The organism is Paucidesulfovibrio longus DSM 6739 (genome assembly GCF_000420485.1).
Classification (GTDB): domain Bacteria; phylum Desulfobacterota; class Desulfovibrionia; order Desulfovibrionales; family Desulfovibrionaceae; genus Paucidesulfovibrio; species Paucidesulfovibrio longus.
Genome location: NZ_ATVA01000003.1, coordinates 36,654 through 60,798, shown reverse-complemented (window position 1 = coordinate 60,798; position 24,145 = coordinate 36,654). Strand labels below are relative to the sequence as shown.

Here is a 24,145-nt window from a genome sequence, read left to right as displayed (position 1 = left end):
GGGCGGCGAAAGCCGCGTACTCTGAACGCGAAGGGAGTCTAGCTCGAAAGCCGCCGCCCTGTCCATTGCGCCGCCCCGGTCCGCCTTCCGCGAAGGCGGCATTCGGCGGCAGCGGCCCAAAGCGCCCGCCGGACAACGGTCCGGCAGGCGCTTTGCGGACAGCCCGGCTCAGCAGGCGAGCTGGACCTTGCCGAGGAAATCCCGCAGACGGGGGTTCGAAGGATTGGCGAAGAACTCCCTGGGCTCGTTCTGCTCCTGAATCACGCCCTGGTCGATGAAGATGACCCTGTCCGCGACTTCCCGCGCGAAGTTCATCTCGTGGGTGACCACGATCATGGTCATGCCCTCCTGGGCGAGCTGCTTCATGACCTCGAGCACCTCGCCGACCAGTTCCGGGTCGAGGGCGCTGGTGGGTTCGTCGAAGAGCATGGCCTTGGGCTGGAGCGCGAGGGAGCGCGCAATGGCCACGCGCTGCTTCTGGCCGCCGGAAAGCTGCTCCGGGTAGGCCTTGGGCTTGTCCGCAAGGCCGACCTTGTCCAGCAGTTCCAGGCCGAGCTTGTTCGCGTCGGCGCGTTTCAGTCCCCGGACCTTGATGGGGCCGAGGGTGACGTTTTCAAGCACGCTCATGTGGGGAAAGAGGTTGAACTGCTGGAAGACCATGCCCGCCTCGGTGCGGACGTAGTTGATGTCCGTCGCCGGGTCCATGATGTCGTGTCCGTCCACGATGACCGTTCCGGAAGTGGGCACCTCCAGCTTGTTGATGCAGCGCAGGACCGTGGACTTTCCGGAGCCGGAAGGGCCGATGATGCAGACCACCTCGCCCTTGCGGATGCTCAGGTCGATGCCCTTGAGGACTTCCAGCGAGCCGAAGCTCTTGTGCAGGTTCTTGATTTCGATCATGGCGTCTCCTAGCGGCCGCCCTTGAGTTGCAGGCGCATTTCCAGCCGCCGCAAGGCCCAGGAAATGGAATTGGTCATGACCAGGTAGACCAGGGCCACGGCGAGGTAGACCTCGAAGGCCCGGAAGTTCACGGCCACGATTTCCTGCCCGGTGCGCAGCAGTTCGCCGACGCCGATGACCATGAGCAGGGAGGTGTCCTTGAGGCTGATGATGAACTGGTTGCCCAGGGGCGGGATCATGCGTTTGAAGGCCTGGGGCCAGATCACGTAGATCATGGCGTCCCTGCGGCGCAGGCCGATGGAGCGGGCCGCTTCCATCTGGCCGGGGTTGATGGACTGGACCGCACCGCGCACGATCTCGGCGATGTAGGCGCCGGAGTTGACCGCGATGACCAGGATGCCCGCCATCAGCGGCGGGATGCGTATGCCGGCGGCCATGGGCACGCCGAAATACAGAAACATGGCCTGGACGAGCATGGGGGTGCCGCGGATGGTTTCCACATAGAAGCCGGCGAGCTTGCGCACCAGCAGGCTGCGCGAGAGCTTCATCAGTCCGGCGGTGGCGCCGAGGAAAAAGCCGAGGCCCAGCCCGCCGAGGGTGATGATGATGGTCAGCTTGAGGCCGCGCGTGAGCATGGGCAGCGTCTCTATGACCACGCTGGGTTCGAATTGGAATGCCATGGATGCCTCGATGGTTGAAACTGAAAGGAGGGGGACCGCGAGACGCGGGCCCCCTCGTCGTTACGTGCTTGGCGGCGAAACTACTTGGGTTCGGTCTGGAACCACTTCAGGTACAGGGCGCGGTAGGTGCCGTTTTCCTTCAGCTTGGCCAGCGCGGCGTTGACCTTGGCGACCATCTCAGTGCTGCCCTTGGGGAAGGCGATGCCGTAGGACTGGCCCTGGTAGAGCGGGCCCACGACCTTGACCTGGCCCTTGCCGGCCTTGTTCATGAAGTCGGCGATGACCGGGGAGTCGAAGACCACGGCGTCGGCGCCGCCGGAAAGCAGCTCCATGAACATGGCGTCGTTGTTGGGGAAGAGCTTGATGTCGGCGGCCTGGGCGTTGGCCTTGACGAAGTCCTCGGAGGTGGTGCCGGTCTTGGTGGAGACGACCTTGCCCTTGAGGTCTTCGATGCCGTTCACGGCATCGTTGTCAGCCTTGACGAGCACGAGCAGGCCCGCGTTGTAGTAGGGGTCGGAGAAATCCACGACTTCGGCGCGCTCGGGCTTGATGGTCATGCCCGCGATGCCCACGTCGATCTGGCTGGACTGGAGGCCGGGGATGATGCCGTTGAAGTCCATGGGCTGGAGGTCGTACTCCGCGCCGATCTCCTTGGCGATGGCGTCCCAGAGCTCCACGTCGAAGCCGGTGTGCTTGCCGCTGGCCGGGTCTTTGAACTCGAAGGGGGGGAAGTTGGTGTCGGTGGCGACGACGAGCTTGCCCGCAAAGGCGGTGGCGGCGCTGACGACCAGGGCGGCGGCCAGCAGCAGGGTCACGATGCGTTTCATGGATCCTCCTCGAAGTTGGGTGGAAAGCGATAAATCCCGCAACCGAATCGCCCGGCGTTCGGGCGTATGGTCCTGAAAAGCCTCCGCTCCGCAAAGGGCGGATTGTAACAAAAGCGTCGCATTTTCCACTAAACCGGAGGTTTTTTCAAGAGTAAAGGCGCGGAAATCGATTGGCGGACCGAAGAATCTCCGGAATCGTTTGGAGCGGCTGGAGAAGATGCAGAGGGGCCGCCGCAGGAGGGGCCGTTCAGGCCGGTTCGGGGGAAGCGGAGGTCAGGAAGCGTCGAGCTTGAACCGCAGCCGGAGCACTCCGTTTTCGAAGTCGTGGGAAATGATCCGCATCTGACCCAGCTCGGCCGTGGACGCGGCGTGGGGTCCGATGCAGGGGCAGGCGTCGAAGTCGCCGACGCGCACGATGCGCACCTCGTCCCCGGCCTCTTCGGGAAGGCGGGAAAGATCGAACTCCCTGGCGGCCCGCTCGCGGCTGAGCAGTTCCTCGCGCACCGGGAGGTCGCGCGCCAGCTGCTCGTTGACCAGCGCTTCCAGGGCAGCGGCCTCGGCGTCCGTGATCGGGCGCTCGAACCGATAGTCGCACTTGGATTTCTTTTTGTTGATGTGCGCGGAGAAGCAGCGCCCGCAGCCGAAGGTGCGGACCATGGCCTGGTTGAGCACGTGCTCGGCGGTGTGCATGCGTTCGTCGTAGATTTTCGCCATGGATTCCTCGTTGCCCGCCTCAGGACTTGATTTTGAGTCGCCGGACAAGGGCCGGGCCGCGCTGGACGGTTCTGCGGTACTTCGCGGCGGGCTTGCCGAAGACCATCACGTATCCGAGAACGTGGTCGCCCGGAATGCCCAGCGCGATGCGCATCTCCGGCACGATTTCCATGGCCCACTTGGCCAGCCCGCACCAGAGGGTGCCCAGGCCCGCGCCGGTGGCCAGCAGGTCGAAGGTGCTCAGGCAGATGAAGCAGTCGGCCTCCGGGGCGGGGCCGTCCTTGGGACTGGAAACCGCGAGCATGTGCGGCGCGCCCCGGAAGATCACGTCGCGGCCCTGGGCGAAGGCTTCCGGAAAGCGGGAGAAAAAAGCCAGGGACTGGGGGATTTGATCGTTCTTGGCCGCCAGGCTCAGGCCGTGGTAGGTCAGCTTGCGGTATTGGTCCATGACCCCGGCGTCGTCCACCACGGTCAGCAGCCGCGCCTCGTTGTTCCTGGCCGCGGGAGCGTACGACGCGACCTGCAGGAGCCTGTCGATCTCGCCCTTGTCCACGGGGGCGTCGCTGTAGCGGCGCACGCTGCGGCGGCCCATGACCAGGGTTTCCAGCTCCTCGCGCCGGGGCAGGGCTCCGTCGAGGGGAAGGCTGTCCTCCGGGCGGCTGCCGTGGATGGAGAGCGCCTCGGAAGGGCAGATGGCCAGGCAGTGCTGGCAGTTGATGCAGATGCTTTCCTTTTCGGGCGGCACGTCCGGATATCCGGAATCCATGGAGATGATCTGCATGGGGCAGTCCTGGGCGCACTCGCCGCACTGCACGCAGCGCTCCCTGTCGATGCGGAAGTCGATCATGTTCGTGTCCTTTGGGCTTTGCCGGGCGAACGCTTCCGGCTCCTCCCGTCTACCACGCTTTTTCCCCGCAGGGGAAGTCCGGAATCCCCGCGCGGACCTCAGCCGCTTTTGCGTTCCGCATCGCGGCGTTCGATCCTCCGGAAGAGGCGCATGGCCGCCAGCGGGGTCAGGGCGCCGAGCACGGCAAGAACGCCCACGAGCATGGGCTTGCTGTGCCAGTCCAGCGAGATCAGCCACATGCCGAACGCGCCCAGGGTGAAGATGCAGAAGGTCAGCACGGAAGAGGCTGCGCCCACGTCGGATTCGACCTGCTCCAGAACCATGTTGTTGCTGATGGGCCGGGAGAGGCCCAGGAAAAAGGTGCAGCAGAACATGGGCAGCACCAGTCGGAGCGGGGTCGAGCCGCCCGTGAGCAGCAGGGCGCAGCCCGAAGCGAGCAGCCCGAACAGGGCCGTGTTCAGCACGAAGCCGCCGTCGCGGGCCGCGCCGATGCGCGAGCAGAGCATGGCGCCGAGCATCAGGCCAAGCGCGTTGATTCCGAAATAGATGCCGTAGGCCTGCTCGCTGACGCCGAAATCCGAGATGAATATGCTCGACGAGCCGCCGATGTAGGCGAAGTGGGGCATGGACATGATCGAGAAGGCCAGGGTCACGAGCAGGAATCGGCCGTTGCGCAGCAGCACGAGATAGCGTCCGGCCACGGCCAGGACGCCGCCCCTGGTGCGGTTCGCGAGCGGCTCCTTGAGCCGGAAGGAGCCGTAGAGCCCGGCCAGGGCCAGCACCGCCTGGCAGACGAAGATCCAGCGCCAGGAGGCCACGAGCATGACCCAGCTGCCGAGGGTCGGCGCGAGCATGGGGCAGACCGAGAGGATCACGGCGATATAGGCGAGGATGCGCTGGCGGTCCTGGCCGGAATAGAGATCCTTGGACAGGGCCAGGGACAGGGACGAAGCCGCTGCGGCTCCGGCGGCCTGGACCGCGCGCGCCGCGATGAGCATGCCGATGGACGTGGACAGGGCGCAGCTCAGGCTGCCCGCGATGAAGAGCAGGATGCCCCAGAGCAGCACGGGCCTGCGGCCGAAGCGGTCCGAGAGCGGGCCGTGCACCAGAAGGAAGAAGCTGAAGCTGGCGAAGAAGACCACGAGGGAAAGGTTGGCCAGGGGCAGGGAAATTCCCCAGATCCGCTCCAAAAGCGGGATGGCGGGCAGGTACATGTCCGTGGACAACGAAGGAAAGGTCGCCAGCAAGGCGAGCAGAAGAAGGTTCGGCACGTCGGGATTTCCGTCCGGTTCGGGAGGTTTGCGGGAAGGGAAGACCTGAATACTCCCGGCGGGCACGGACGGTCAACCCCGGAAAACGGGGGCGGGCAAGGGGCTTGGACGCCTCGCGCCGGGGCGTGCGCCTCAGGCCGGGTCGATGAGGTCCGCGAGGCGCGGATGCGCGCGCTTGATGCGCAGGATCAGGCTGTCCTGGTGGCGGATGCGCAGCAGGGAGCGCAGCATCAGGAAGATGCCGAAGAGGATCAGCGCGCCGCAGAGCAGCAGGAGCGGTCCGATGAGGTAGAGGACGTCAAGCGGGTTGTAGAGTTTGGAGGTGGCCACGAGCACGCTGACGATGGACATGGGCAGGGCCACGATGGCGATGCCCGTGCGCATGGCCGCCAGGGAGGTGCGCTTCTCGGCCAGCAGGAGCTGGGCCTCGTTGATCAGGGTGCGTTCCGATTCCTGGAGCTGCGGGTCCGCATTCATCTTCTTGGGGGCGTTCTTGTTCATGCCGCTTCATACCGCCGCAGACGGGCCGGGGCAAGTGGGGCGCGGGAAAAACGGGTTCGAAACAATCCGAAGTTCGTTGCGCGGGAGCGCGCCGTAACGTAATGGAGAAAGCGTGAACATCAGGAACAGGAGGTATCGATGAGCGTCTTGCGTTTTGCGATCGTCTCAGCGCTGTTGCTGGCCGCCTGGCCGGGCAGCGTCTTCGCGCAGGATCTATCCACGGGACAGACCGTGTACGTGCCCGCCTATTCGCACATTTACCACGGCTCCAAGTCGCGGCCCTTCGCCCTCGCGGTGACGCTGAGCATTCGCAACACCGATCCCCGCAACGCGGTCATGCTCACCAGCGTGGACTATTACGACACGCAGGGCAAGCTGGTGAAGGTTCACCTGCTCAAGCCGGAACGTCTGGGGCCGCTGGCCACGCGGGAAATCCTCGTGGACGAGAGCGATTCCTCGGGCGGCTCCGGGGCCAACTTCGTGGTGCGCTGGCGCGCGGACAAGACGGTCAACGCCCCGATCATCGAGACGGTGATGATCGGAACCCAGGGCCAGCAGGGCATTTCCTTCCGTTGCCTGGGGCGGGAAATCCAGGAGTGACGGCCGGCCGTTCCGTCTTTGCGCCGGATCAACAGCGGCCGGATCAATAGCGGCCGAATTCTTCGTCGTCCAGGGCGATGACCTGGTCGGGAAGGACGAATTCGTCCATGTTCTCGCGGGGAGGGTTCTCCCCTTGCGGTGCGTTCCGCGCCGTATCCGTGTTCGCGTCTTGCGCTGCGGCGGCAGGATCGCTTTCCGCCTCTGCGGAGGGGAGGAAATCTTTCCGGGCGTCCGCATCGGCATGCCGCATTGCCGCATTTTCCATCGCTTCCATCGCTTCCATCGCTTCCATCGCTTCCATCGCTTCCGTGGCTTCCGTCGGTCCTGCCGTCGCGGCTTGCGGATCGGCTTCCGCAGGGGGCACGTCCGCAAGGACCGGATCAACGGGAGTCAGGTTCACGGGCGGCACATCCGCGGGGGGAATGTCCTGCGCCTCGGCTTCGGGCGCGTCCGGCCCGGCGCATTCGTCGGGGCAGGATGCGGAAAGTTCGCGGAGCCTGCCGTCGCCGATGCGGAATCTGTTGATCAGCCGCCGCAGGGCCTGGGACTGCGAGGAAAGCTCGGTGGCCGCCGCCGCGACCTCTTCGGCCTGGGCCGTGTTGTCCTGGGTGACGCTCTGGACCTGATCCAGGGCGATGCCCACTTCGGCTGCGCCCTTGGCTTGCTCTTCCGAGGCCGTGGCGATCTCGCCCACGAGCAGCGCGGAGCGATGCCCGATGTCCACGATCTCATCCAACATCTCGGCGGTCCGGTTGGCCTGCCTGGTGCCCTGGGCGACCTTGCCCAGGGTGGCCTCGATGAGGGTTTCGGTCTCCTCGGCGGCCTTGGCGCTGCGCGAGGCCAGGTTGCGGACCTCGTTGGCCACCACGGCGAAACCGCGCCCGTGCTTGCCCGCGCGGGCAGCCTCCACAGCGGCGTTGAGCGCCAGCAGGTTGGTCTGGAAGGCGATCTCGTCGATGACCTTGATGATCCTGGCGATGTTCCTGCTGGATTCGTTCAGGTCGTGCATGGCTCCCACGAGGCCGTCCATCTCTCGGACGCCGGACTGGGCCGACGCTTCGGCCTCCTGGCCGAGGGCGTGGGCCTTGGCCGCGTTGTCCGCGTTGGTTCTGGCCTGGGAGCCGATGACCTGCATGGTGCTGGTGATTTCCTCCACGGACGCGGCCTGCTGCGTGGCGGCCTGGGAGAGGCTCTGGCTGGAGTCGAGCATTTCCTCGGCTCCCGCGTTGACCTGCTCCGCGGCGCGGCGCGCGCCCATGGCCAGGGCGCGGACTCCCTCCACCATCTGTTGCGCGGCCCTGCCCATTTCGTCTTCCGCGCTTTGCAGGGGCACCTGCATGGAAAAATCCCCCTGGCCCATGCGCCGCAACAGCTCCGAAAAGGCGGCCAGGGTGTCGGCGAAATCGTCCACGGCCCTGGCGAGGCGGCCGACCTCGTCCTTCTGCGCGATGCCCACGCGCTGGTCGAGTCTGCCGAGCCGGATGTGCTCCATGACCCTGGTGGCCCGGCGCAGGGGCAGGGCGATGCTCCGCGCGAGGGAGAGGGCGATGAGCGTGCCCAGGATCAGGGCGGCGGCGAGCAACCCGGCCACCATGGCGGTGGCCGAGGCGTTGCGCGCCACGAGCTTGGGGCCGAGGCTGTCCTGGCGAACGCGGATGGAGTCGGTCAGGTCGCCGATGGCGGCGGCCACGTCCGGGCCGATCTTTTCGATGATCTCGTCCGCGAGCACGTCCTGGCGCTGCACCGTGCCCACGGCCTGGGCCAGCGCGTCCTTGTAGCTCGCCAGGGATTTCTTGATCTCCCCGAGGGTCTTCAGCGAATATTCGTCGAGAATCTGTTCCAGCGCGAACAGATAATCCTCGAAGAGAAAGAGCTCGGAATCGGCGGAATCGACCTGGGCCGCATCCCCGGTGTCCAGAAAGCGGCTGACGTACAGGCGGCCAGTGTTCAGGTATTTCAAGGCGTTGCCGAGCTGGTACAGCGCGTCCGCGTTTCCCGTGGCCTGAAAGCGCTGGAACAGGTCGTTGATCTGCTCGCCCATCTGCGACCCCAGGACGTAGATCACGTCGTCCACGAGGTGGTCGCGCTTCTTGCGCAGGGCCACGATCTGGCCGAAGGCCTCGTCGTAGCGGGCGAGCTTGGCTTCCACCTCGGCGAGGCGGGCGATGCGCTCCGGCTCGTCCATCTCGGACTTGGTGGAGGCGAGGCGGGCCCGCGTGGCCGTGATGTGCGAGTCGTAGCTCTTGAGCGCGTCCTCGCTGCCCGTGATCAGGTAGTCCTTGACCGTGTCCCGGATGTTCAGGAGGTCGGTCTGGACCTTGTCGAGCAGGTTGGTGCTCCGGGCGATGGCCCGGTATTCCACGAAGCCGTCCGAGGCGCTCTGGAGCGCGTGGTAGGTGGTCGCTCCGGCCGAAAGGAAGAAGAGCAGGATGACGCCGAAGCCCACGCCGATCTTGAGGCCGATGCCGCGATCCCGGAACCAGGGTACGCTCAGGCCCTTGGGCAGATGATTCCGCACCCGGCCAAGGCCGGAAGCGAAGCGTCCGAAACATTAAACATGACCCCCCCCGCAGAAATAGAGGGCACTTTTTATGTTCATTCAGCAATGTTGTCAAAACGTTAAGCGTTACAATTCCGCGCGCCCGCGCCTGTGCTCAGAGGCTTGCCAAGCGCGAATCCGGTTGTTATCTGAATCTTGCGCAAGCGAAAAAGGCTTCCGCGCAGAATATTGAACTCGAATTTCGCGAAGCGGAGAAATCGCGCCGATTTTTCCGCGGGCAAGAGACCATAGCTCGGCCCAGGTTCCCGGTCTTCCGGGCGGGCGCGTCAGCCGGATACCCAAGGTCTCGCCGGCGGCGCCTCAAGGCGGCAACTTTTTGATGACAACGGGAGCGACCCCGGCATGAAAGCGTGCCGGAAGAGAGCGCTCCGTTCGCGTCGGCGGCGTCGCGGCCCAGGCTGCGGGATGTGTCCGTCATTGCGCGGACATCGGCGGCCCATGGCTCGCGGCGTCGGATTCCGAAACGGATACGACAACCGAGGAGACCAACATGGCCAAGCGCATTTTGAATAAGCTCCGGGGATCCATGAACAGCGTCCGCTACACCCTGATGCACTCCGCGTGCCGCAGGCTGGAGCAGGCGGAAATCTACCCCCGGGATCGTTTCTAGGCACAGGTTCAGAACCGCAAAGACGCTTCGGGGGCTGCGGCCCCGTCCATAAGAAGGCCCGGAGAGACTGCTCTCCGGGCCTTTTGCCGTTGCGCCGGGCCAGGGACGCCGGGACGGATGTCGGGGAGCATGTTTCCGCTTGACGGACTTTGGAGAACAGGCGTATTGGTCCAACCAATATGAGCGCAAATGAAATTGGTCAGACCGCGAAGGTTCCGGGAAACGCGCAGAGCGATCTGCGCCGCTACGAGGAAATCACGGCCCGTATCCGGGAGATGCTTCTTTCCGGAGCGCTTCGCCCCGGCGACAGGCTCCCGGCGGAGCGAAGCCTGGCCGAACGTTTTGGCGTATCCCGCAACAGCCTGCGCGAGGCGATCCGTTCGCTGGCGGAGCAGGGCGTGCTGGAAAGCCGCAGGGGCGACGGCACCTATGTCCGCGAGCCGGACGGCGAGTCCCTGGCTTCGGCCTTTGCCGCGAGCTTCGAGGCGCAGCGCAGCCGCATCGCGGACATCTTCCAGTTCCGCAGGATGATCGAGCCGCCCATAGCGGCCCTGGCCGCGAAGAACGCCTCCACGGAGCGCATCGACAGGCTCAAGATCATCGTCTGCGATCAGCAGCGCCGCCTGCTCGCGGGCGAGGGCGACGCGGACCTGGACGCGGCCTTTCACCTGGAGCTGGCCCGCGCGTCGGGCAACCGGGTCGTGACGGAAGCGCTGGCCGCACTGCATGAAATCTTGTCGGAAACGCGGTCCAGCTTTTTGCAGACGCAGGAGCGGCGAAGGCTCGCGGTGGAAGCGCACTTGCGGATCATCGACGCGCTGGAGGCGCGCGACGACGCAGCCGCGGCCGCCGCCATGGAGCGGCATCTGCTGGCCGTGGAAACAGCGGCTCTCGGCGAAAACCAACCCACAACGGACAAAGGATAGAGCGGGATGTTGCAACTTCTCATCACCTATGCGCTGCTCGGCGGCGTGGCGGGTATTCTGGCGGGATTGTTCGGGATCGGCGGCGGGCTGGTCATCGTGCCCATGCTCGTGCTGGCCTTCGAGTGGCAGGGCATGGACCCGAACCTGATCATGAAGGTGGCCCTTGGCACGTCCCTGGCCACGATCATCTTCACTTCCGTTTCCAGCACCCTGGCCCACAACAAGCGCGGGGCCGTGCTCTGGAAGGTCGTCTTCGGCATCGCGCCGGGCATCCTCATCGGCACCTTCCTGGGGGCCTACTCGGCCCACTGGCTGCCCACGGACTTCCTGCGCATCTTCTTCATCGTCTTCCTGTATTACGTGGCCTGGCAGATGCTCACCGGCAAGAAGCCCCCGGCGTCGCGGACCCTGCCCGGCAGCGCGGGCATGTTCGGCGCGGGCAACTTCATCGGCCTGATCTCCAGCTGGGTCGGCATCGGGGGCGGCACGCTCTCCGTGCCCTTCCTGCTCTGGTGCAACACCACCATCCACGCGGCCATCGGCACGGCCTCGGCCATCGGCTTCTTCATCGCGGTGTCCGGCACCCTGGGCTATATCCTCGGCGGCTGGGGCGTGACCGGAATTCCCGGCCCGTCCCTGGGCTACGTGTTCATCCCGGTGCTGCTGGGCATCGTCTGCGTGAGCGTGTTCACCGCGCCGCTGGGCGCGAAGCTGGCCCACAGCCTGGACACGAACAAGCTCAAGCGCATCTTCGCCCTGCTGCTCATCGTGGTGGCCACGCGCATGCTGCTCAAGCAGATGGGCGTGATGTAGCGGCCCTGCGCATCCGGCGGGACTACGCGGCCCGGAATTCCGTCCTGAGCGGGATTCCGGGCCGTTTGCGTGGAATCAATCCGAATCCCGCAGCCGCTGCGCGTGGAGCCTGCCTTCCATGTATTTGGCCAGGGCGGCCACGGCCCTGTCGCAGGAGCGGAACACGGGCACGCCCCGGTCCAGCAGCCGCTTTGCCAGGGGATCGAAAAGGGGACCGCCGTCCACCACACCCACCATGGGTTTCCTGGTTTCCGCGACCACGGCCGGAAAGAGCGCGGCGATGCCCTGGGGATCGTCCAGGGATTCGCCCGCGCGCTGGCCCGCCGGCAGGGTCTTCATGGACGGGGAAAGCGGATCAAGGCCCACGACCACGCCGTCCACGCGGGCATCGGCGGCCAGGAGCCGGGCCATGTCCGCGTGCAGGCGGTCGTCGGCCGCGGGGTTGATGTCCAGCGGGTTGCGCACCTCCACGAGCCGGTCCAGGCCCTGCGCCGCCAGGAGCCGGGCCGCCTCGGCGCGGGTCTGCTCCGAGAAATCGGCCATGCGCATGGCAAAGCCGTCGCCCTGGATGGAGTCGGCCATGGCCACGGCCTCGAAGCCCGCGCCGCTCATGGCGGCGAGGCGGTTGCCCGGCACGTCCTTGTCGTGCAGCAGGGCCGCGAGCTGGGCCAGATCCTCGAACTGGGTCAGGGTGTCCGCGACCATGGCCCCGGCCTGCCGGACGCACGAGGCGCAGACCATGTAGTCCCCGGCGACCGAGGCGGTGTGCCCGGCCGTGGCGTGCATGCCTTCCGGGGTGCGCCCGGCCTTGTAGAAGACCACCTCCTTGCCCGCGCGCACCGCGGCGCGCACGGCCCGGCAAAGCGCCAGCCCGTCCAGATCCTTGAATCCTTCCATGTAGAGCGCGATCACGTCGATGTCGTCCGCGTCCTGGAAGTAGCGCAGGAAGTCGCCCGCGGTGAGATCGGACTGGTTGCCGATGGAGACGAGATAGGCCGGGTCGAGCAGGGCGAGCTTGCTGGCGCGGGTCACGAGAAAGGCGCCGGACTGGCTCACGAAGGCCGTCCTGCCGCCCGGCCCTGCCGGCTTTTCCAGCTTTTCGCCGGGAATGAAGATGGTGTCGTACCTTCCAGGCCGGGAGAGCACGCCCAGGCTGTTGCCGCCGAGGAAGACCGGGCCGCCGCCGTCCGCGTGCGCGCGGTCGATGCGTTCGCGCAGGGCGCGGCCGCGTTCGGCGCTTTCGGCCGTCTCGCCCAGGCCGCCGGGAATGAGCAGCACGGACGCGGCCAGATCCTTGTCCATGATCTCCTCGGCCAGGGCCGGAACGTGCTCCGCGCCCACGGCCACCACGAAGAGATCCACGCGGCCCATGCTTTCCAGGTCGGGTACGCAGGGCGCGCCGTCCACGCGTTCTTCCGGACGCGCGCCGGGACGGATCACGGCCACGTTTTCCGGGTCGAAGCCTGCGGCCAGGATGTTTTTCAGGATGATGCGCCCGAAGTTGGGCCGGGAGGCGGAAACCCCCGCGATGCCGATGCGCTCCGGCTGGAGCAGGTTGCGGATCTTGTGCACGGGGCGCGGCGCGGGCAGGGCCTGGGGCCGGGAAATGCGGCAGAGCCCGTCCAGGGGAACCATCTGGTAGTCGGTGAAGGCGAAGGGGTTGACCTCCAGCTCCTCGATGATCGCGGGCGCGTCCGGGTTGTCCGGGCAGTAGCGGTCCGCCATTTCGATGAACGAGGCGAAGCATTCCACGAGCTGGTCGTCGGAAACGATGCGGGCCTGTCCCCGGCTGCGTCCCGCGAGCTTTTCATAGGCGATGGTGGAGCGGAAGAGCCGGAAGAATTGCTCCGGGGTGGTCATGCGCGTGGACGCGGAAACCACGGCCTGGCCGGGCCGGAAGCGGGCCGCGTAGATTTCCGTGTCCGTGCCGCCGAGCCCGGCGGTGAGCACCGTGCCGAACTCGCGCGTGCGGCGCAGGCTGACGAGCAGTTCATTGCCGAAGGCGAGAGAGTCCGGGGGCATGAATTCCACGAGCAGCACCCCGCGCGTGTCCGCGGAGATGGCGCGGCGCAGCTCCCTGCCCGCGAGCCCGGCATAGCGTTCCGGGGTCAGCTCCGGACGCCGCTCCAGGAAGGCCGCATAGTTCTCCGGCACTTCGTCGAGCATGCGCCGCCAGGCCGAGCGGATTTTTCCGGGCTGCTTTTCCACGATGCGCACACCGCCCACGTCGGTCTTGTGCACGATGCAGGGCGAGACGATCTTGAGCACGGCGCGGTCGCCGGGCAGGGCGGCCAGCTCTTCGTTGGACGGGCGGGAGCCCTTGGACAGCATAAGCGCGCGGGGCACGGATTCCGCCCCGGACAGCCGCAGCAGTTCGTACGTCTCGTATTCGAAGAGCTGGTCGCGCCCTTCCTCGGCCACGGAATGAAAGAGGGCGTCGATGCGCCGGAAGTCGATGTGGGTCTGCATGGCGGGGAGGTAGCACGCTTTGGCCCTCCCCGCCAGATGGACCCGGCGGGCGGGCTAGGTCAGGCTGTTGGCGAAGCCCTGGGCGTCGGTGCCCCCCACGGTGACGCCTCCGCCGTTCTGCTGCTTATTCAGTTCCGCGAGTTGGCTCTGGTACTGCATCATCTGCTGCTGAAGCTGGGCGATTTCCTGCTGCTTCTGCTCGTCCGGCAGGTCGCTCTGCTGTTTTTCCCGGATTTCTTCCTTCAATTTTTCGATTTGTTCTTTCAGGCGGTCGATTTGCTGTTCCACGGCCGTCTTGGAGTCGGATTCGTCGCCCTTGGCGGCCTGCATGGCCTTGGACATGCTCACGGCGTCCTTGGAGAGCGTGATGCGGTCGCCGTCCTTCCCGGTATCCCCCATTTTCAGTGTCAGGCCCTGCCGAGCGGACTGTTCCGCGTTTTTCGCCTCGCTGACGAGAGAATCCGTATTGATGTGCAGCGCGTTGGAGAGCTTTGGGATGCTCATGTCGCCTCCTTGATGTTTCTCAAGACTTATCGGTGAATATGTAGAGATGTTTATGGTCTGGCGAAAATATGTTTGCATTGGCATAAAAAAAGCGCCTCCCGAAAGAGGCGCTGCCGTTGCCGTTGGGTCCATGCAGTGCGCTCAGCCCAGATAGCGTGCGTTCCCGAATCCGAGCATCGGAACGAAGATGAAGCCGAGCAGCGCGATGCCCACGCCGTACAGCGCGCTCTTGCCGAAGCGCTTGGCGAGGTCGATGCCGATGACGATGAAGATGACGATGTTCAGCAGCGGGACGAACAAAAGCAGAATCCACCAGAGCGGACGGTGTACGATGCGCAGCATCACGATGAGGTTGTATATGGGAATGACGGCGGCCCAACCCGGCTGGCCGGCTTTTTCGAAAGTTTTCCAGTATCCGGCGATGATGGCGACGGTGATGACCAACCAGAGTACGATTTCCATTGTCCCTCCACGAGTGTTCTGCTGCGCGATGCCTTGTTGTCACGCAATACAATGAATGTTGTAATGTCTCTATTTTTGATTATAAATCTTGTCAAGAACACATGTTGTTTTTTGTGCGTTCCTGTTCTTGCGCGAAGCTTCAATGCAACAGCGAACACCCAAATTTTCATCTCCCCCCTTGGCTCGGGGAGGCTCTCGTGCTACATGTCTATATCTTGAATTTGAAATTCGCCAGGAGGTGACATGGCCGGTGTGAATGGTAAAAAAGTTCTGATTTTGTTGGATGATTTTTACAATGAGCTGGAGTTTTGGTATCCCAAGCTGCGCCTGGCGGAGGCTGGAGCCGATGTGGTCGTGGCCGGACCGGAAGCCGGGGCGACCTGCAAGAGCAAGGTGGGGCTGCCCGCGAAAGCCGACGTGGCCTTCGGGGACGTGGACGCGGACGCCCTCGACGGTCTGGTGATTCCGGGCGGATATGCCCCGGACCGCATCCGGCGCAGCAAGGCCGCGCTTGAGCTGGTGCGGAGAGTGCACGAGCTGGGCCGTCCCCTGGGCTTCATCTGCCATGCGGGCTGGGTTCCGATCTCGGCGGGCATTCTCCGGGGACGGACCGTGACCTCGTTTTCCTCCATCCGCGACGACATGGTCAACGCGGGAGCCAACTGGGTGGACGAGCCCGTGGTGGTGGACGGAAATCTGGTTTCTAGCCGCACGCCGGACGATCTGCCCGTGTTCTGCCCGGCGTTTCTGGACCTGCTCGGCCGGGGCTAGAAGTCTTCGGGTTCTCCGCGCGGAATGCTCGCCAGCGCGGCCAGCCTGCGCGCGCCGGGCCGCAGGAGCAGCTCGGCCAGGCAGAGCGCGTAGAACAAAGGCAGAAGGACGACCAGGGTGGACGCGAGGCTCCATTCCGGGGGCGTGGTCTGGGAGGCGTGGTGGAGCATCTTGAGCAGGCCGATGAGCGTCCCGGCCGCTCCGGCCGCATACATGTGCGCGATGTTTCCGGCCAGGACTTCGGCCCGTCGGGCAGGGGCGTCCAGGCCGCTCGAGCGGAGCAGCAGCAGGCGCAGGGCGCTCAGGGCGCGCAACGAATCCAGCGCTCCGTAGGAAAGATAGCTCAGCCCCAGGCAGAGGAAGACGCAGAAGGTCAGGGCGGGTATATATATGAAGGCCGCCAACTGATCGTAGAGCAAGAGGTTTCCCAGGATGGCGATGAGCGCGAGGCAGGTGCCGATGAGGCCGGAAAAGCGCATGGCGGACTCCTTCTGTTTGCCGTTTTTCATAGCAGTTCCTCCTGGCCGCAACAAGACCGGGGAAAGACGGATCGATCCGGGCCTGTCGCACTGCTTGACCTTGCGCCTTTCTAAACGGAAAGAGAATATGCATGGTTCCGTCGGCCCCGCCCGTGAACGGCCTTCGCATGCGGCCCGGCTGAAAACGGATTCCCGGCCCTGGATGAGACCACATTCGCATCAATCTGCACCGAGGTGAACCAGAGTGTCTGATTCGGAACGGCGAAACACCGACGGCAGAACGTCCGGCATGGATGAGGCGGCTCTGCGCAACGCGTATGAAGAGTTGCACGGGCGTCTGCGGGAAACCGAGAAGCGCCTGGAAGGGCTGTATCGGCTTTGCACGCTCTCCCCGTTGGGGTGCGTCGAGTTCGATTCCGAGCTGCGCGTGGAACGGTGCAACGGTTCTTTTGCCGGCGCTCTGGGCACCACGCCGGAAGCGCTCGTCGGAAAGCTCGTGGATTCCTGCCTCACGAACGTTTCTCTGAAGGCGCTGCGGGCCATTCTGAAAAGAGTGGCCGTCAACGGCAGGATGCAGGGCGGGGACTGGCTGCTCCAGGCTCCCGGAGGCGAGCCGCTGCGCCTGCTTGTGGACGCAGTGCATGTCCGGTACGGGCGGAAAACGACGTACACCTGTCTGCTCCGGCCTGCGCAGGGCGATTCGGAATCCCTGCATGTTCTTCAGGAAGCTTCGCATTTCCGCTCGCTGTTCATCAATGATCCCGCCATCCGGCTGCTTCTCGACCCGGAGGCGATGGTCGTCGTGGACGCCAACAACGCCGCCTGCGAGTTTTACGGGTATTCCAGGGAGGAGTTCTGCGGGCTGCCCCTGCAACGCATCAACCCCATCGCCAAAAAGGGGCTGTATCGGGCCGTGAGCCGGGCCAGCGAGGGGAGCCGTTCCCATTTCCGCTTCCGCCACAAGCTCAAGAGCGGCGAACGCAGGGATGTGAACGTCTTCAGCGGGCCTCTTGAGATCCAGGGGCGCAAGTACGTTTGCTCCGTGGTGCGCGACGCCTCGGAAGAGCGCGTGGCCGAGCGCCGCCTGCGGGAATACACGGCCCTGCTCGCCGGGATCATGGCGAATTCCGCGCCCATGATCTACGCCAAGGACCGGGGCGGCAAATACCTGTATTGCAACGTGCGCCTTTGCGAATATCTCGGCCTGGCCCCGGAAGAGATTCTGGGAAAGACCGACGCCCAGCTTTTTTCGCGGGAGCGGGCGCGCGAACACCGCAAGTGGGATCTGAAGGTGCTCGAAAGCGGGCAAGCCTCGAACCACGAGGTCTGCGTCAACCACCGGGAGCGGGAGTACCACTGGCTGGTGACCAAGTTCCCGCTGCGCGACGAGCGGGGGCGCATTCTCGGTGTTTGCGGCATTTCCACGGACATTTCCGACCGCAAGATGGCCGAGCGCGAAGTGGACGCTGCCAACCAGCAGATGGCGGCCATGAACGAGCAGCTCCTGGCCTCCAACCGCGACCTGCAGAACGAGATAGAGCGACGCAAGCTCATCGAGCAGGAATTGCGCGAACGCGAGGCGCTGGTCCGGGGCATCCTGCGGGCCGCGCCCATCGGCATCGGCATGGTCCGCGACAGGGTCGTGGGCTGGACCAACGAGCACCTCGCGCGCATGCTCGGCTATACCCGCGAGGAACTCAACGGCCTGCCTGCAAGGCGGCTCTATGCCGCCGCCGAGGAGTTCGAGCGGATAGGCACGCGGCTGTACAGGCAGGTTCGGGAAGATGGCATGGGCTCCGTGGAAACCCGGTTCGTGCATCGGGACGGCTACGAAATCGACATCCTGCTCAGTTCTTCCTTCATGTCCCAGGGCGATTTCGACGCGGGGCTGATTTTTTCGGCCCTGGACATCACCGAGCGCAACCGCTTCGTGCGGGAGCTGGAACGCGCCAGGGACGCCGCCGAGGTCGCCAGCCGGGCCAAGGGCGAATTCGTGGCCAACATGAGCCACGAGATCCGCACTCCGCTGAACGGAATCATGGGCATGCTGCAATTGCTCGGCATCACGAGTCTGGAGCCGGAGCAGAGCGAGTACGTGAGCACGGCCCTGGAGTCGAGCCGCGGGCTGATGAGCGTGCTCAACGACATTCTCGATTTCTCGTTGATCGAATCCGGTAAGCTGGTGCTGCGGCGCGAGCCCTTCCGTCTGCGCGAATACATCCAGCCCGTGGTGATCATGTTCCGGGAACAGGCCCGGGCGCGCGGCATCGATTTCCAGGTGGACATCCATGAGGACGTGCCGGAGGGACTTTCCGGCGATCCGGGCAGGCTGCGGCAGGTGCTGTTCAATGTGCTCGGCAATGCGGTCAAGTTCACCCACGAGGGCGAGGTGCGTTTGGAGATCTACCCGGCGGAATCGCCGGGCGATTCCCGCCGCGCCCGGCTGCTGATCGCCGTGTCCGACACGGGCATCGGCATCCCCGAGGAAAAGCTGGAGCAGATTTTCGAGACCTTCACCCAGGCGGACGGATCCTACACGCGGGACTACCAGGGCACAGGCCTGGGGCTGGCCATCGTGCGCCGCCTCCTGCAGATCATGGGCGGCGAGGTCGCCGTTGCCAGCAGACGCGGCCAGGGAACCACAATATACATCTGCGTGCCGCTGGACCTGCGGCGTTCCAGAGCCCATATCCAAAAAAACGGCATTCAGCTGCCGACCTCGGAAGCGCGCGTGCTCGTGGTCGAGGACAACCGGGTCAACCGGATCATGCTCCAGCGGTTCCTGCAGAAGCTGGGGGCCGAGGCCGTGGCCGCGGAAAACGGTCGCAGCGCGCTGGACGCCCTTGTAGACGGGCGTTTCGACATGGTGCTCATGGATGTGCAGATGCCGGTCATGGACGGCATCGAGGCCACCCGCCGCATCCGGGCCGGGGAGGCGGGCGCGCGGAACCGGGACGTGCCCATCGCCGCGCTCACGGCCCACGCCATGGCCGGGGACAGGGACCGTTTCCTGGAAGCGGGCATGGACGATTACCTGTCCAAGCCCGTGGACCTGGACGCGCTGGTGCAGCTCATGCGACGCTTGCTCGGCAAATAGGATTTCCGCCGGATATTCTTGACAAACCGCCCCCCGGCGGCGAATGGTTGGCAACGGGCCTCGGCCCAAGACCCGCTGGAGAGCCGCATGCCGCATAACAATATTCTTCTCGAATCCGGAACCAACGAGCTCGAAATCGTCGAGTTCTACATGAACGAGGCTCCCCGCAAGGGCGGAGAAGGCTTCGAGCGCAGCTATTACGGCATCAACGTGGCCAAGGTGCTCGAAATCCTTCGCATGCCCGATCTGACGGAGCTTCCGGAAATTTCCCACCCGGCCGTTCTCGGCGCGTTCAACCTGCGCAACCGGATCATTCCCCTCGTGGATCTCGGTGTCTGGCTGCGCAAGAAAATCGTCGAGGCCGAGGCGCCCAAGATCATCGTCACCGAGTTCAACAAGGTCACCACCGCCTTCCGGGTTTCCGGCGTGACCCGCATCCACCGCGTCAGCTGGGGCAACGTGGAATCGCCGAATTTCTACGTTTCCAGCCTTGCCGCCAATTCCATCACCGGGGTGGTCAAGATCGAGGACCGGATCATCTACATCCTGGACATGGAAAAGATCGTGGCCGAGCTGAGCCCGCAGCATCTTTCCTCCTCGTTCGCCGACGAGGAGCTGCGCGCGCGGCTGCTGAGCAAGCGGCCGAAGCTCCTCGTGGTGGACGATTCCGCCCTGGCCCGCAACGTTGTCCGCGACCTGCTGGTGGACGTGGGCGCGCGCGTGACCCTGGCCACCAACGGCCGGGAGGCGCTGGAGACGCTTCAGGGCTGGAAACGCGAGGCCGTGGAGTCGGGACGGCCCATAACGGACTTCGTGAACGCGGTGGTCTCGGACGTGGAAATGCCGGTCATGGACGGCCACAGCCTGACCTTGCGGATCAAGGAGGACGCGGTGCTGCGCGGTCTGCCCGTGGTGCTCTGCTCGTCCATCGTTTCGAGCACGCTCGCGCACAAGGGCGAATCCGTGGGCGCGGACGCCCAGATTTCCAAGGCGGACATGCAGGATTTGCCGGAGGCTCTGGCCGGGCTGCTGCCGGCCTAGTCCGAACCGCACCGGGACCGTTGCCCTGCCTGCCAGCATGCGAAGAAAGGCCCCCGATGCGGGGGCCTTTTCTCATCAGGACGAGATGAAGCTCGACGGGTAGTAGAGCCGGACCTGTTGCAGGGCCTGCTGCGCGCGGCTCTTGTCCGGCATGCGCACCCGGACGAGGTTGAGCGTGCCGCCGCCGGAGTTCACGCGGGCGATGTGGGCGCTGTCGAAACCCTTGCTGCGCAGGTGTTGCACGACCTTCTCCGCGTTGGCCGGATCGCGGAAGGCGCCCACCTGCACGTCACAGCCCGAAGCAGCCGAAGCGACTCGTTCGGGAGCGCTGCGGCGCGGAGCCGGGCGCGGAGTCTCGTTCGCCGCTTGCCGGATCGGCACTGCGCCGCGTGCCGTGGCCGTGCCCACGGCCTGGATGCGCACGCGCGCCAGTCCCGCCTGGGCGCTGCCCAGGGCGCGGGCCGCGGCGTAGGAGAGGTCGATGACCCGCGTGCCCACGAACGGCCCCCGGTCGTTGACCAGGAGATCGACCCGGCGTCCATTGTCCAGGTTCGTGACCTGGACGATGGTGCCCAGGGGCAGGGTCTTGTGCGCGGCGGTCATGGCGTTCATGTTATAAATGTCGCCGCTGGCCGTGGGCTTGCCGTCAAAGTCCGCGCCGTACCAGGAGGCGGTGCCGACTTCGTCGTATCCGGCGGCGCTTTGCATCGGATAGTAGCGCTTGCCCATGACGGTGTACGGCTGGGTCTTGGGGTCGTACTGGCGGCCTGGTGCGACGCTCGAACCGGGGGCCGAGTAGCCTCCGTAGTTCGGGCGCGAGGGAGCGGGCCTGCCGAAGATCCCGTCCATGGACGCGCAGCCGGAAAGCAGCAGCGCGGCGGTGAGGACGGTCAGGACAGTGGTTCGGTACATGGAATCCTCCGGAATCGATTTCCCTGCCGGGTCCCTCCCCGGCGGTGCATGCGGAAAGAAGTTCCGCCTCGGTTACCAATTTGCAACGCCCGTGCCCGGACACTTGCGGCCCGTGTCCCGTTGGCGTATAGCCCGCATGGCCGGGGCGCCCCCGGCGGGAGGAAACCAATATGAATATCAGCTCGAGAAACGAGAATCTGCGCAATATCGCAATCATTGCGCACGTCGACCATGGCAAGACCACCCTCGTGGACGCCATGTTTCGGCAGTCCGGCCTGTTCCGGGAGAACCAGGAAGTCCAGGATCGGCTCATGGACAGCATGGACCTGGAGCGGGAACGGGGCATCACCATCGCCGCCAAGAACTGCTCCGTGCAGTGGAAGGGCATCAAGATCAACATCATCGACACGCCCGGCCACGCCGACTTCGGCGGCGAGGTGGAGCGGTCGTTGTCCATGGCCGACGGCGCCGTGCTGCTTGTGGATGCGTCCGAGGGGCCGCTGCCCCAGACGCGCTTCGTGCTCCAGAAGGCGCTGGGACGCGGCCTGCCCATCATCGTGGTGGTCAACAAGGTCGACCGTCCGGACGCCCGCGTGGCCGAGGTTCTGGACGAAATCTACGACCTCTTCATCGACCTGGACGCCAACGAGGAGCAGCTGGAATTCCCGCTGCTCTACGCCATCGGCCGCGAGGGCGTGGCCATGACGAACCCGGAGACCAAGGGCACGGACCTGACCCCGCTCTTCGAACTCATCCTGAAAGAAATTCCCGGTCCCGGCTTCGACACCGAGGCCCCGTTCCAGATGCTCGTCTCGGACCTGGGTTATTCGGACTATCTGGGCCGCCTGGCCATCGGCAAGGTCTTCAACGGACACGTCCACGCCAACGACGCCCTGGTCTGCATCAAGGCCGGAGGCGATGCCGCGCCCCTGCGCGTGACGCGTCTTCAGACCTACCAGGGGCCGCGCGTCGTGCCCGTGGAAAGCGTCGAGCCCGGCGACATCGTCGTGCTCTCCGGCATCGAGGCCGTGAAGATCGGCGACACCATCTGCACCAAGGAGCAGCCCAAGGCCCTGCCGCGCATCAGCGTGGACGAGCCCACGGTGTCCATGCGCTTCGCCATCAACACCTCGCCGCTGGCGGGGCGCGAGGGCAAGCTGGTCCAGGCCAACAAGATCCGCGAGCGCCTGGAAAAGGAAGCCCTGATGAACGTGGCCATCCGCGTCGAGGACGGCGCGGAGCGCGACAGCTTCATCGTCAAGGGACGCGGCGAGTTCCAGATGGCCATTCTCGTGGAAACCATGCGCCGCGAGGGCTTCGAGCTCACCGTGGGGCGGCCCGAGGTCATCCTCAAGAAGGTGGACGACAAGGTGCTTGAACCCATCGAGCGTCTTTTCGTGGACTGCGGCGACGAATTCACCGGCGTGGTCACGGAAAAGATTTCCGCCCGCAAAGGCCGCATGGTCAACATGACCAACAACGGTTCGGGCCGGGTGCGCATGGAGTTTTCCGTGCCGTCCCGCTCCCTGATCGGCTACCGCGACGAATTCCTCACGGATACCAAGGGCACGGGCCTGCTGAACTCCTACCTGGAGGGCTACGGCGAGCATCGGGGCGAGTTTCCGACCCGGCGCACCGGCTCCATCGTGGCGGACCGCGCGGGCAGCGCCGTCGCCTACGGCCTCTTCCACCTGGAGCCGCGCGGCGAGCTTTTCGTGGTTCCCGGCGACCCCATCTACGACGGCATGATCGTGGGCGAGCGCAACAAGGCGGGCGACATCGAAGTCAACCCCTGCAAGGAAAAGAAGCTCACGAACATGCGCGCCTCCGGCAAGGACGAAGCCCTGACCCTGACCCCGGTGCGGCCCATGAGCCTGGAGCGGGCCATCCACTTCATCAGCGAGGACGAGCTGGTGGAGGTCACTCCCCAGTCCATCCGGCTGCGCAAGCAGGCGCTCAACCCGCACGACAGGCGGCTGGCCGAGAAGCGCAAAAAGGGCATCTAGGCCTTCGGCGCGATCCAACCCCGACACAACGAAAAGGCGGCCCGAAAGGACCGCCTTTTTCATGTCGGGGACTTCGCGATCGTCTCGCCTAGCGCAGCTGCTCGGCAAGGTCGCGGGCCAGTTTGGCCCGTGCCGAGGTGCAGACGGCGGCGGCAGCTTCGAACGCCTCGGCGGCAGCGGGGCATTTTCCAGCATTGCCGCACTGCGTCCGCAGCTCCATGCCCCTGCGCATGGCTGTCATGCAGTCCGCAGGAGGGGGCGTCTTCCCGACCGTAGCCGCATCCGCCTTCCTTTCGAGCCGTTCGCGGATGAGGGCAAGTTTCGCCTCGCAGGTCTGGATCCTGTCCGCGGCCTCCTCCCGTTCCTTGTCCTTCAGCTCGGGCAGCAGCTTGGAGTACGCTGCCAGAGCGTACTCGAACTGCTTTTGGCTTTCGGGCAGCCGGTTGTCTCCGAACAGTTTCAGGCCGAGTTCGTAGTACGTATTCGCCTTGATGCGGAGCACTTTCCGGGCAAAGGCTTTTTCGCCCTCTTTTTCACCCTCTTTTTCGCCCGCCTCTTTGCTCGCTTTTTTGCTCGCGTCGTCGATGGCTTCATCGAGGGCGTCGTTGGTGGCCTTTGTCGCCGCTACTTCCTGCGACGCCTGCTTGCGGCGCGATTTTTCCGCGTTTTCAGCCGCCGTGTCCGCGTTCTTGAGTGCGGAGCTGCCGTCCTTCAGCTTTGTCGAGGCGGAACGGTAAAGGCGTTCGGCCTCGGCAAAGGAGTTCGCCGCCTCCGGGTATTTCCCGTTGCCGAATTGTTCCACCCCACGATGGAAGGCGTCGCTTGCCTGCTGGGAAAGCTCATTCCCCTGGGCGAGAACCTGGTTCTCCTCGCAAAGCCTGACGTTCTTTCTCGCCAGATCGGCGTTCTCGCGGGCTTGGGCCGCGTTGTCCGCGTCGCAGACCTGGGCGGCCCGCTCGAAACCGTAGACGGCTTCCTTGTAATATTCTTCCGCAGCCGCCCAGTCCTTGCGGTCTGCGGCGGCTTCGGCGTTGTCCATGCGGTTCACCCCCCACTCGAAGTCCTCCTGGCAGGATTCCGCCGCGGGAGGGGCGGCAAGCCCGATGAGCAGCCACAGCAAGAGCAACGGAAAGCCGTATCGGGACATCCGCTTCG

The 24,145-nt window shown here is 65.1% G+C and carries 21 protein-coding genes; 7 read left to right on the top strand and 14 right to left on the bottom strand.

Going from position 1 to position 24,145, the window contains the following annotated elements:
- Window positions 1-168: 168 nt before the first annotated feature.
- The 7 genes from G452_RS0101235 to G452_RS0101205 all read right to left on the bottom strand — a co-directional run bounded on the left by G452_RS0101235 (window position 169) and on the right by G452_RS0101205 (window position 5,740).
- Window positions 169-900, bottom strand: coding sequence for an amino acid ABC transporter ATP-binding protein (locus G452_RS0101235; protein ID WP_022660445.1), 732 nt, complete (start codon window positions 898-900; stop codon window positions 169-171).
- Window positions 901-908: 8 nt separating this feature from the next.
- Window positions 909-1,580 carry an amino acid ABC transporter permease gene (locus tag G452_RS0101230; RefSeq protein ID WP_022660444.1) on the bottom strand — a complete coding sequence of 224 codons (672 nt, stop codon included), beginning with the start codon at window positions 1,578-1,580 and terminating at the stop codon, window positions 909-911.
- An 80-nt stretch (window positions 1,581-1,660) separates the two neighbouring features.
- Window positions 1,661-2,407: a glutamine ABC transporter substrate-binding protein GlnH gene (glnH, locus tag G452_RS0101225; protein ID WP_022660443.1), complete on the bottom strand. Its 747-nt coding sequence runs from the start codon at window positions 2,405-2,407 to the stop codon at window positions 1,661-1,663.
- A 273-nt stretch (window positions 2,408-2,680) separates the two neighbouring features.
- Window positions 2,681-3,121: an alanyl-tRNA editing protein gene (locus G452_RS0101220; protein ID WP_022660442.1), complete on the bottom strand. Its 441-nt coding sequence runs from the start codon at window positions 3,119-3,121 to the stop codon at window positions 2,681-2,683.
- 19 nt (window positions 3,122-3,140) lie between these two features.
- A complete protein-coding gene (locus tag G452_RS0101215) occupies window positions 3,141-3,968 on the bottom strand; it encodes a nitroreductase family protein (protein ID WP_022660441.1) in 828 nt (275 codons plus the stop codon).
- Window positions 3,969-4,066: 98 nt separating this feature from the next.
- Window positions 4,067-5,239, bottom strand: a complete 1,173-nt coding sequence (locus G452_RS0101210; RefSeq protein WP_022660440.1) for a Bcr/CflA family efflux MFS transporter — start codon at window positions 5,237-5,239, stop codon at window positions 4,067-4,069.
- Window positions 5,240-5,371: 132 nt separating this feature from the next.
- Window positions 5,372-5,740 carry a hypothetical protein gene (locus G452_RS0101205; protein ID WP_022660439.1) on the bottom strand — a complete coding sequence of 123 codons (369 nt, stop codon included), beginning with the start codon at window positions 5,738-5,740 and terminating at the stop codon, window positions 5,372-5,374.
- A gap of 138 nt (window positions 5,741-5,878) precedes the next feature.
- On the opposite strand from G452_RS0101205, the gene G452_RS0101200 reads away from it, so the two are divergent.
- Entirely contained in the window at window positions 5,879-6,340 is a 462-nt protein-coding gene (locus G452_RS0101200) for a DUF3124 domain-containing protein (RefSeq protein WP_022660438.1), read from the top strand.
- 43 nt (window positions 6,341-6,383) lie between these two features.
- Here the strand turns inward: G452_RS0101200 and G452_RS20325 are convergent, their stop codons facing one another.
- Entirely contained in the window at window positions 6,384-8,858 is a 2,475-nt protein-coding gene (locus G452_RS20325) for a methyl-accepting chemotaxis protein (protein ID WP_022660437.1), read from the bottom strand.
- Window positions 8,859-9,689: 831 nt separating this feature from the next.
- Here G452_RS20325 and G452_RS0101185 point away from each other — a divergent pair.
- Both G452_RS0101185 and G452_RS0101180 read left to right on the top strand, forming a co-directional pair.
- Window positions 9,690-10,436, top strand: a complete 747-nt coding sequence (locus G452_RS0101185) for a FadR/GntR family transcriptional regulator (protein WP_022660435.1) — start codon at window positions 9,690-9,692, stop codon at window positions 10,434-10,436.
- A 6-nt stretch (window positions 10,437-10,442) separates the two neighbouring features.
- Window positions 10,443-11,249, top strand: a complete 807-nt coding sequence (locus G452_RS0101180; protein WP_022660434.1) for a sulfite exporter TauE/SafE family protein — start codon at window positions 10,443-10,445, stop codon at window positions 11,247-11,249.
- A 75-nt stretch (window positions 11,250-11,324) separates the two neighbouring features.
- Here the strand turns inward: G452_RS0101180 and G452_RS0101175 are convergent, their stop codons facing one another.
- The 3 genes from G452_RS0101175 to G452_RS0101165 all read right to left on the bottom strand — a co-directional run bounded on the left by G452_RS0101175 (window position 11,325) and on the right by G452_RS0101165 (window position 14,684).
- The gene (locus tag G452_RS0101175; RefSeq protein WP_022660433.1) at window positions 11,325-13,718 is read right to left on the bottom strand and encodes an acetate--CoA ligase family protein; all 2,394 of its coding nucleotides are present in this window, start codon (window positions 13,716-13,718) and stop codon (window positions 11,325-11,327) included.
- 54 nt (window positions 13,719-13,772) lie between these two features.
- Window positions 13,773-14,222 (bottom strand): hypothetical protein, encoded by a 450-nt coding sequence (locus tag G452_RS17555; RefSeq protein WP_051141961.1) that lies wholly within the window; start codon window positions 14,220-14,222, stop codon window positions 13,773-13,775.
- Between the two features lie 141 nt (window positions 14,223-14,363).
- The gene (locus G452_RS0101165) at window positions 14,364-14,684 is read right to left on the bottom strand and encodes a DUF5684 domain-containing protein (RefSeq protein ID WP_027188911.1); all 321 of its coding nucleotides are present in this window, start codon (window positions 14,682-14,684) and stop codon (window positions 14,364-14,366) included.
- Window positions 14,685-14,927: 243 nt separating this feature from the next.
- On the opposite strand from G452_RS0101165, the gene G452_RS0101160 reads away from it, so the two are divergent.
- Window positions 14,928-15,455, top strand: coding sequence for a type 1 glutamine amidotransferase domain-containing protein (locus G452_RS0101160; protein WP_022660432.1), 528 nt, complete (start codon window positions 14,928-14,930; stop codon window positions 15,453-15,455).
- Here G452_RS0101160 and G452_RS0101155 read toward each other — a convergent pair.
- On the bottom strand, window positions 15,452-15,964 hold the full coding sequence (locus tag G452_RS0101155; RefSeq protein WP_022660431.1) for a hypothetical protein: 513 nt from the start codon (window positions 15,962-15,964) through the stop codon (window positions 15,452-15,454). The genes G452_RS0101160 and G452_RS0101155 overlap by 4 nt on opposite strands.
- A gap of 214 nt (window positions 15,965-16,178) precedes the next feature.
- On the opposite strand from G452_RS0101155, the gene G452_RS20320 reads away from it, so the two are divergent.
- Window positions 16,179-19,031: a PAS domain S-box protein gene (locus tag G452_RS20320; RefSeq protein ID WP_155887465.1), complete on the top strand. Its 2,853-nt coding sequence runs from the start codon at window positions 16,179-16,181 to the stop codon at window positions 19,029-19,031.
- Between the two features lie 87 nt (window positions 19,032-19,118).
- A complete protein-coding gene (locus G452_RS0101145; protein ID WP_022660429.1) occupies window positions 19,119-20,072 on the top strand; it encodes a chemotaxis protein in 954 nt (317 codons plus the stop codon).
- 75 nt (window positions 20,073-20,147) lie between these two features.
- Here the strand turns inward: G452_RS0101145 and G452_RS0101140 are convergent, their stop codons facing one another.
- Entirely contained in the window at window positions 20,148-20,984 is an 837-nt protein-coding gene (locus G452_RS0101140) for a septal ring lytic transglycosylase RlpA family protein (RefSeq protein WP_022660428.1), read from the bottom strand.
- 170 nt (window positions 20,985-21,154) lie between these two features.
- Here G452_RS0101140 and typA point away from each other — a divergent pair, with 170 nt between their 5' ends.
- Window positions 21,155-22,990 carry a translational GTPase TypA gene (gene typA / locus G452_RS0101135; RefSeq protein ID WP_022660427.1) on the top strand — a complete coding sequence of 612 codons (1,836 nt, stop codon included), beginning with the start codon at window positions 21,155-21,157 and terminating at the stop codon, window positions 22,988-22,990.
- 88 nt (window positions 22,991-23,078) lie between these two features.
- Here typA and G452_RS0101130 read toward each other — a convergent pair whose 3' ends face one another.
- Window positions 23,079-24,137: a PIN domain-containing protein gene (locus G452_RS0101130; protein ID WP_022660426.1), complete on the bottom strand. Its 1,059-nt coding sequence runs from the start codon at window positions 24,135-24,137 to the stop codon at window positions 23,079-23,081.
- Window positions 24,138-24,145: the final 8 nt, after the last annotated feature.

Excerpts from the sequence above, each read along its gene's own strand:
- G452_RS0101235 (WP_022660445.1), bottom strand. The coding sequence starts at position 900 with ATGATCGAAATCAAGAACCTGCACAAGAGCTTCGGCTCGCTGGAAGTC.
- G452_RS0101230 (WP_022660444.1), bottom strand. The coding sequence starts at position 1,580 with ATGGCATTCCAATTCGAACCCAGCGTGGTCATAGAGACGCTGCCCATG.
- glnH (WP_022660443.1), bottom strand. The coding sequence starts at position 2,407 with ATGAAACGCATCGTGACCCTGCTGCTGGCCGCCGCCCTGGTCGTCAGC.
- G452_RS0101220 (WP_022660442.1), bottom strand. The coding sequence starts at position 3,121 with ATGGCGAAAATCTACGACGAACGCATGCACACCGCCGAGCACGTGCTC.
- G452_RS0101215 (WP_022660441.1), bottom strand. The coding sequence starts at position 3,968 with ATGATCGACTTCCGCATCGACAGGGAGCGCTGCGTGCAGTGCGGCGAG.
- G452_RS0101205 (WP_022660439.1), bottom strand. The coding sequence starts at position 5,740 with ATGAACAAGAACGCCCCCAAGAAGATGAATGCGGACCCGCAGCTCCAG.
- G452_RS0101200 (WP_022660438.1), top strand. The coding sequence starts at position 5,879 with ATGAGCGTCTTGCGTTTTGCGATCGTCTCAGCGCTGTTGCTGGCCGCC.
- G452_RS0101185 (WP_022660435.1), top strand. The coding sequence starts at position 9,690 with ATGAGCGCAAATGAAATTGGTCAGACCGCGAAGGTTCCGGGAAACGCG.
- G452_RS0101180 (WP_022660434.1), top strand. The coding sequence starts at position 10,443 with ATGTTGCAACTTCTCATCACCTATGCGCTGCTCGGCGGCGTGGCGGGT.
- G452_RS0101175 (WP_022660433.1), bottom strand. The coding sequence starts at position 13,718 with ATGCAGACCCACATCGACTTCCGGCGCATCGACGCCCTCTTTCATTCC.
- G452_RS17555 (WP_051141961.1), bottom strand. The coding sequence starts at position 14,222 with ATGAGCATCCCAAAGCTCTCCAACGCGCTGCACATCAATACGGATTCT.
- G452_RS0101165 (WP_027188911.1), bottom strand. The coding sequence starts at position 14,684 with ATGGAAATCGTACTCTGGTTGGTCATCACCGTCGCCATCATCGCCGGA.
- G452_RS0101160 (WP_022660432.1), top strand. The coding sequence starts at position 14,928 with ATGGCCGGTGTGAATGGTAAAAAAGTTCTGATTTTGTTGGATGATTTT.
- G452_RS0101155 (WP_022660431.1), bottom strand. The coding sequence starts at position 15,964 with ATGAAAAACGGCAAACAGAAGGAGTCCGCCATGCGCTTTTCCGGCCTC.
- G452_RS0101145 (WP_022660429.1), top strand. The coding sequence starts at position 19,119 with ATGCCGCATAACAATATTCTTCTCGAATCCGGAACCAACGAGCTCGAA.
- G452_RS0101140 (WP_022660428.1), bottom strand. The coding sequence starts at position 20,984 with ATGTACCGAACCACTGTCCTGACCGTCCTCACCGCCGCGCTGCTGCTT.
- typA (WP_022660427.1), top strand. The coding sequence starts at position 21,155 with ATGAATATCAGCTCGAGAAACGAGAATCTGCGCAATATCGCAATCATT.
- G452_RS0101130 (WP_022660426.1), bottom strand. The coding sequence starts at position 24,137 with ATGTCCCGATACGGCTTTCCGTTGCTCTTGCTGTGGCTGCTCATCGGG.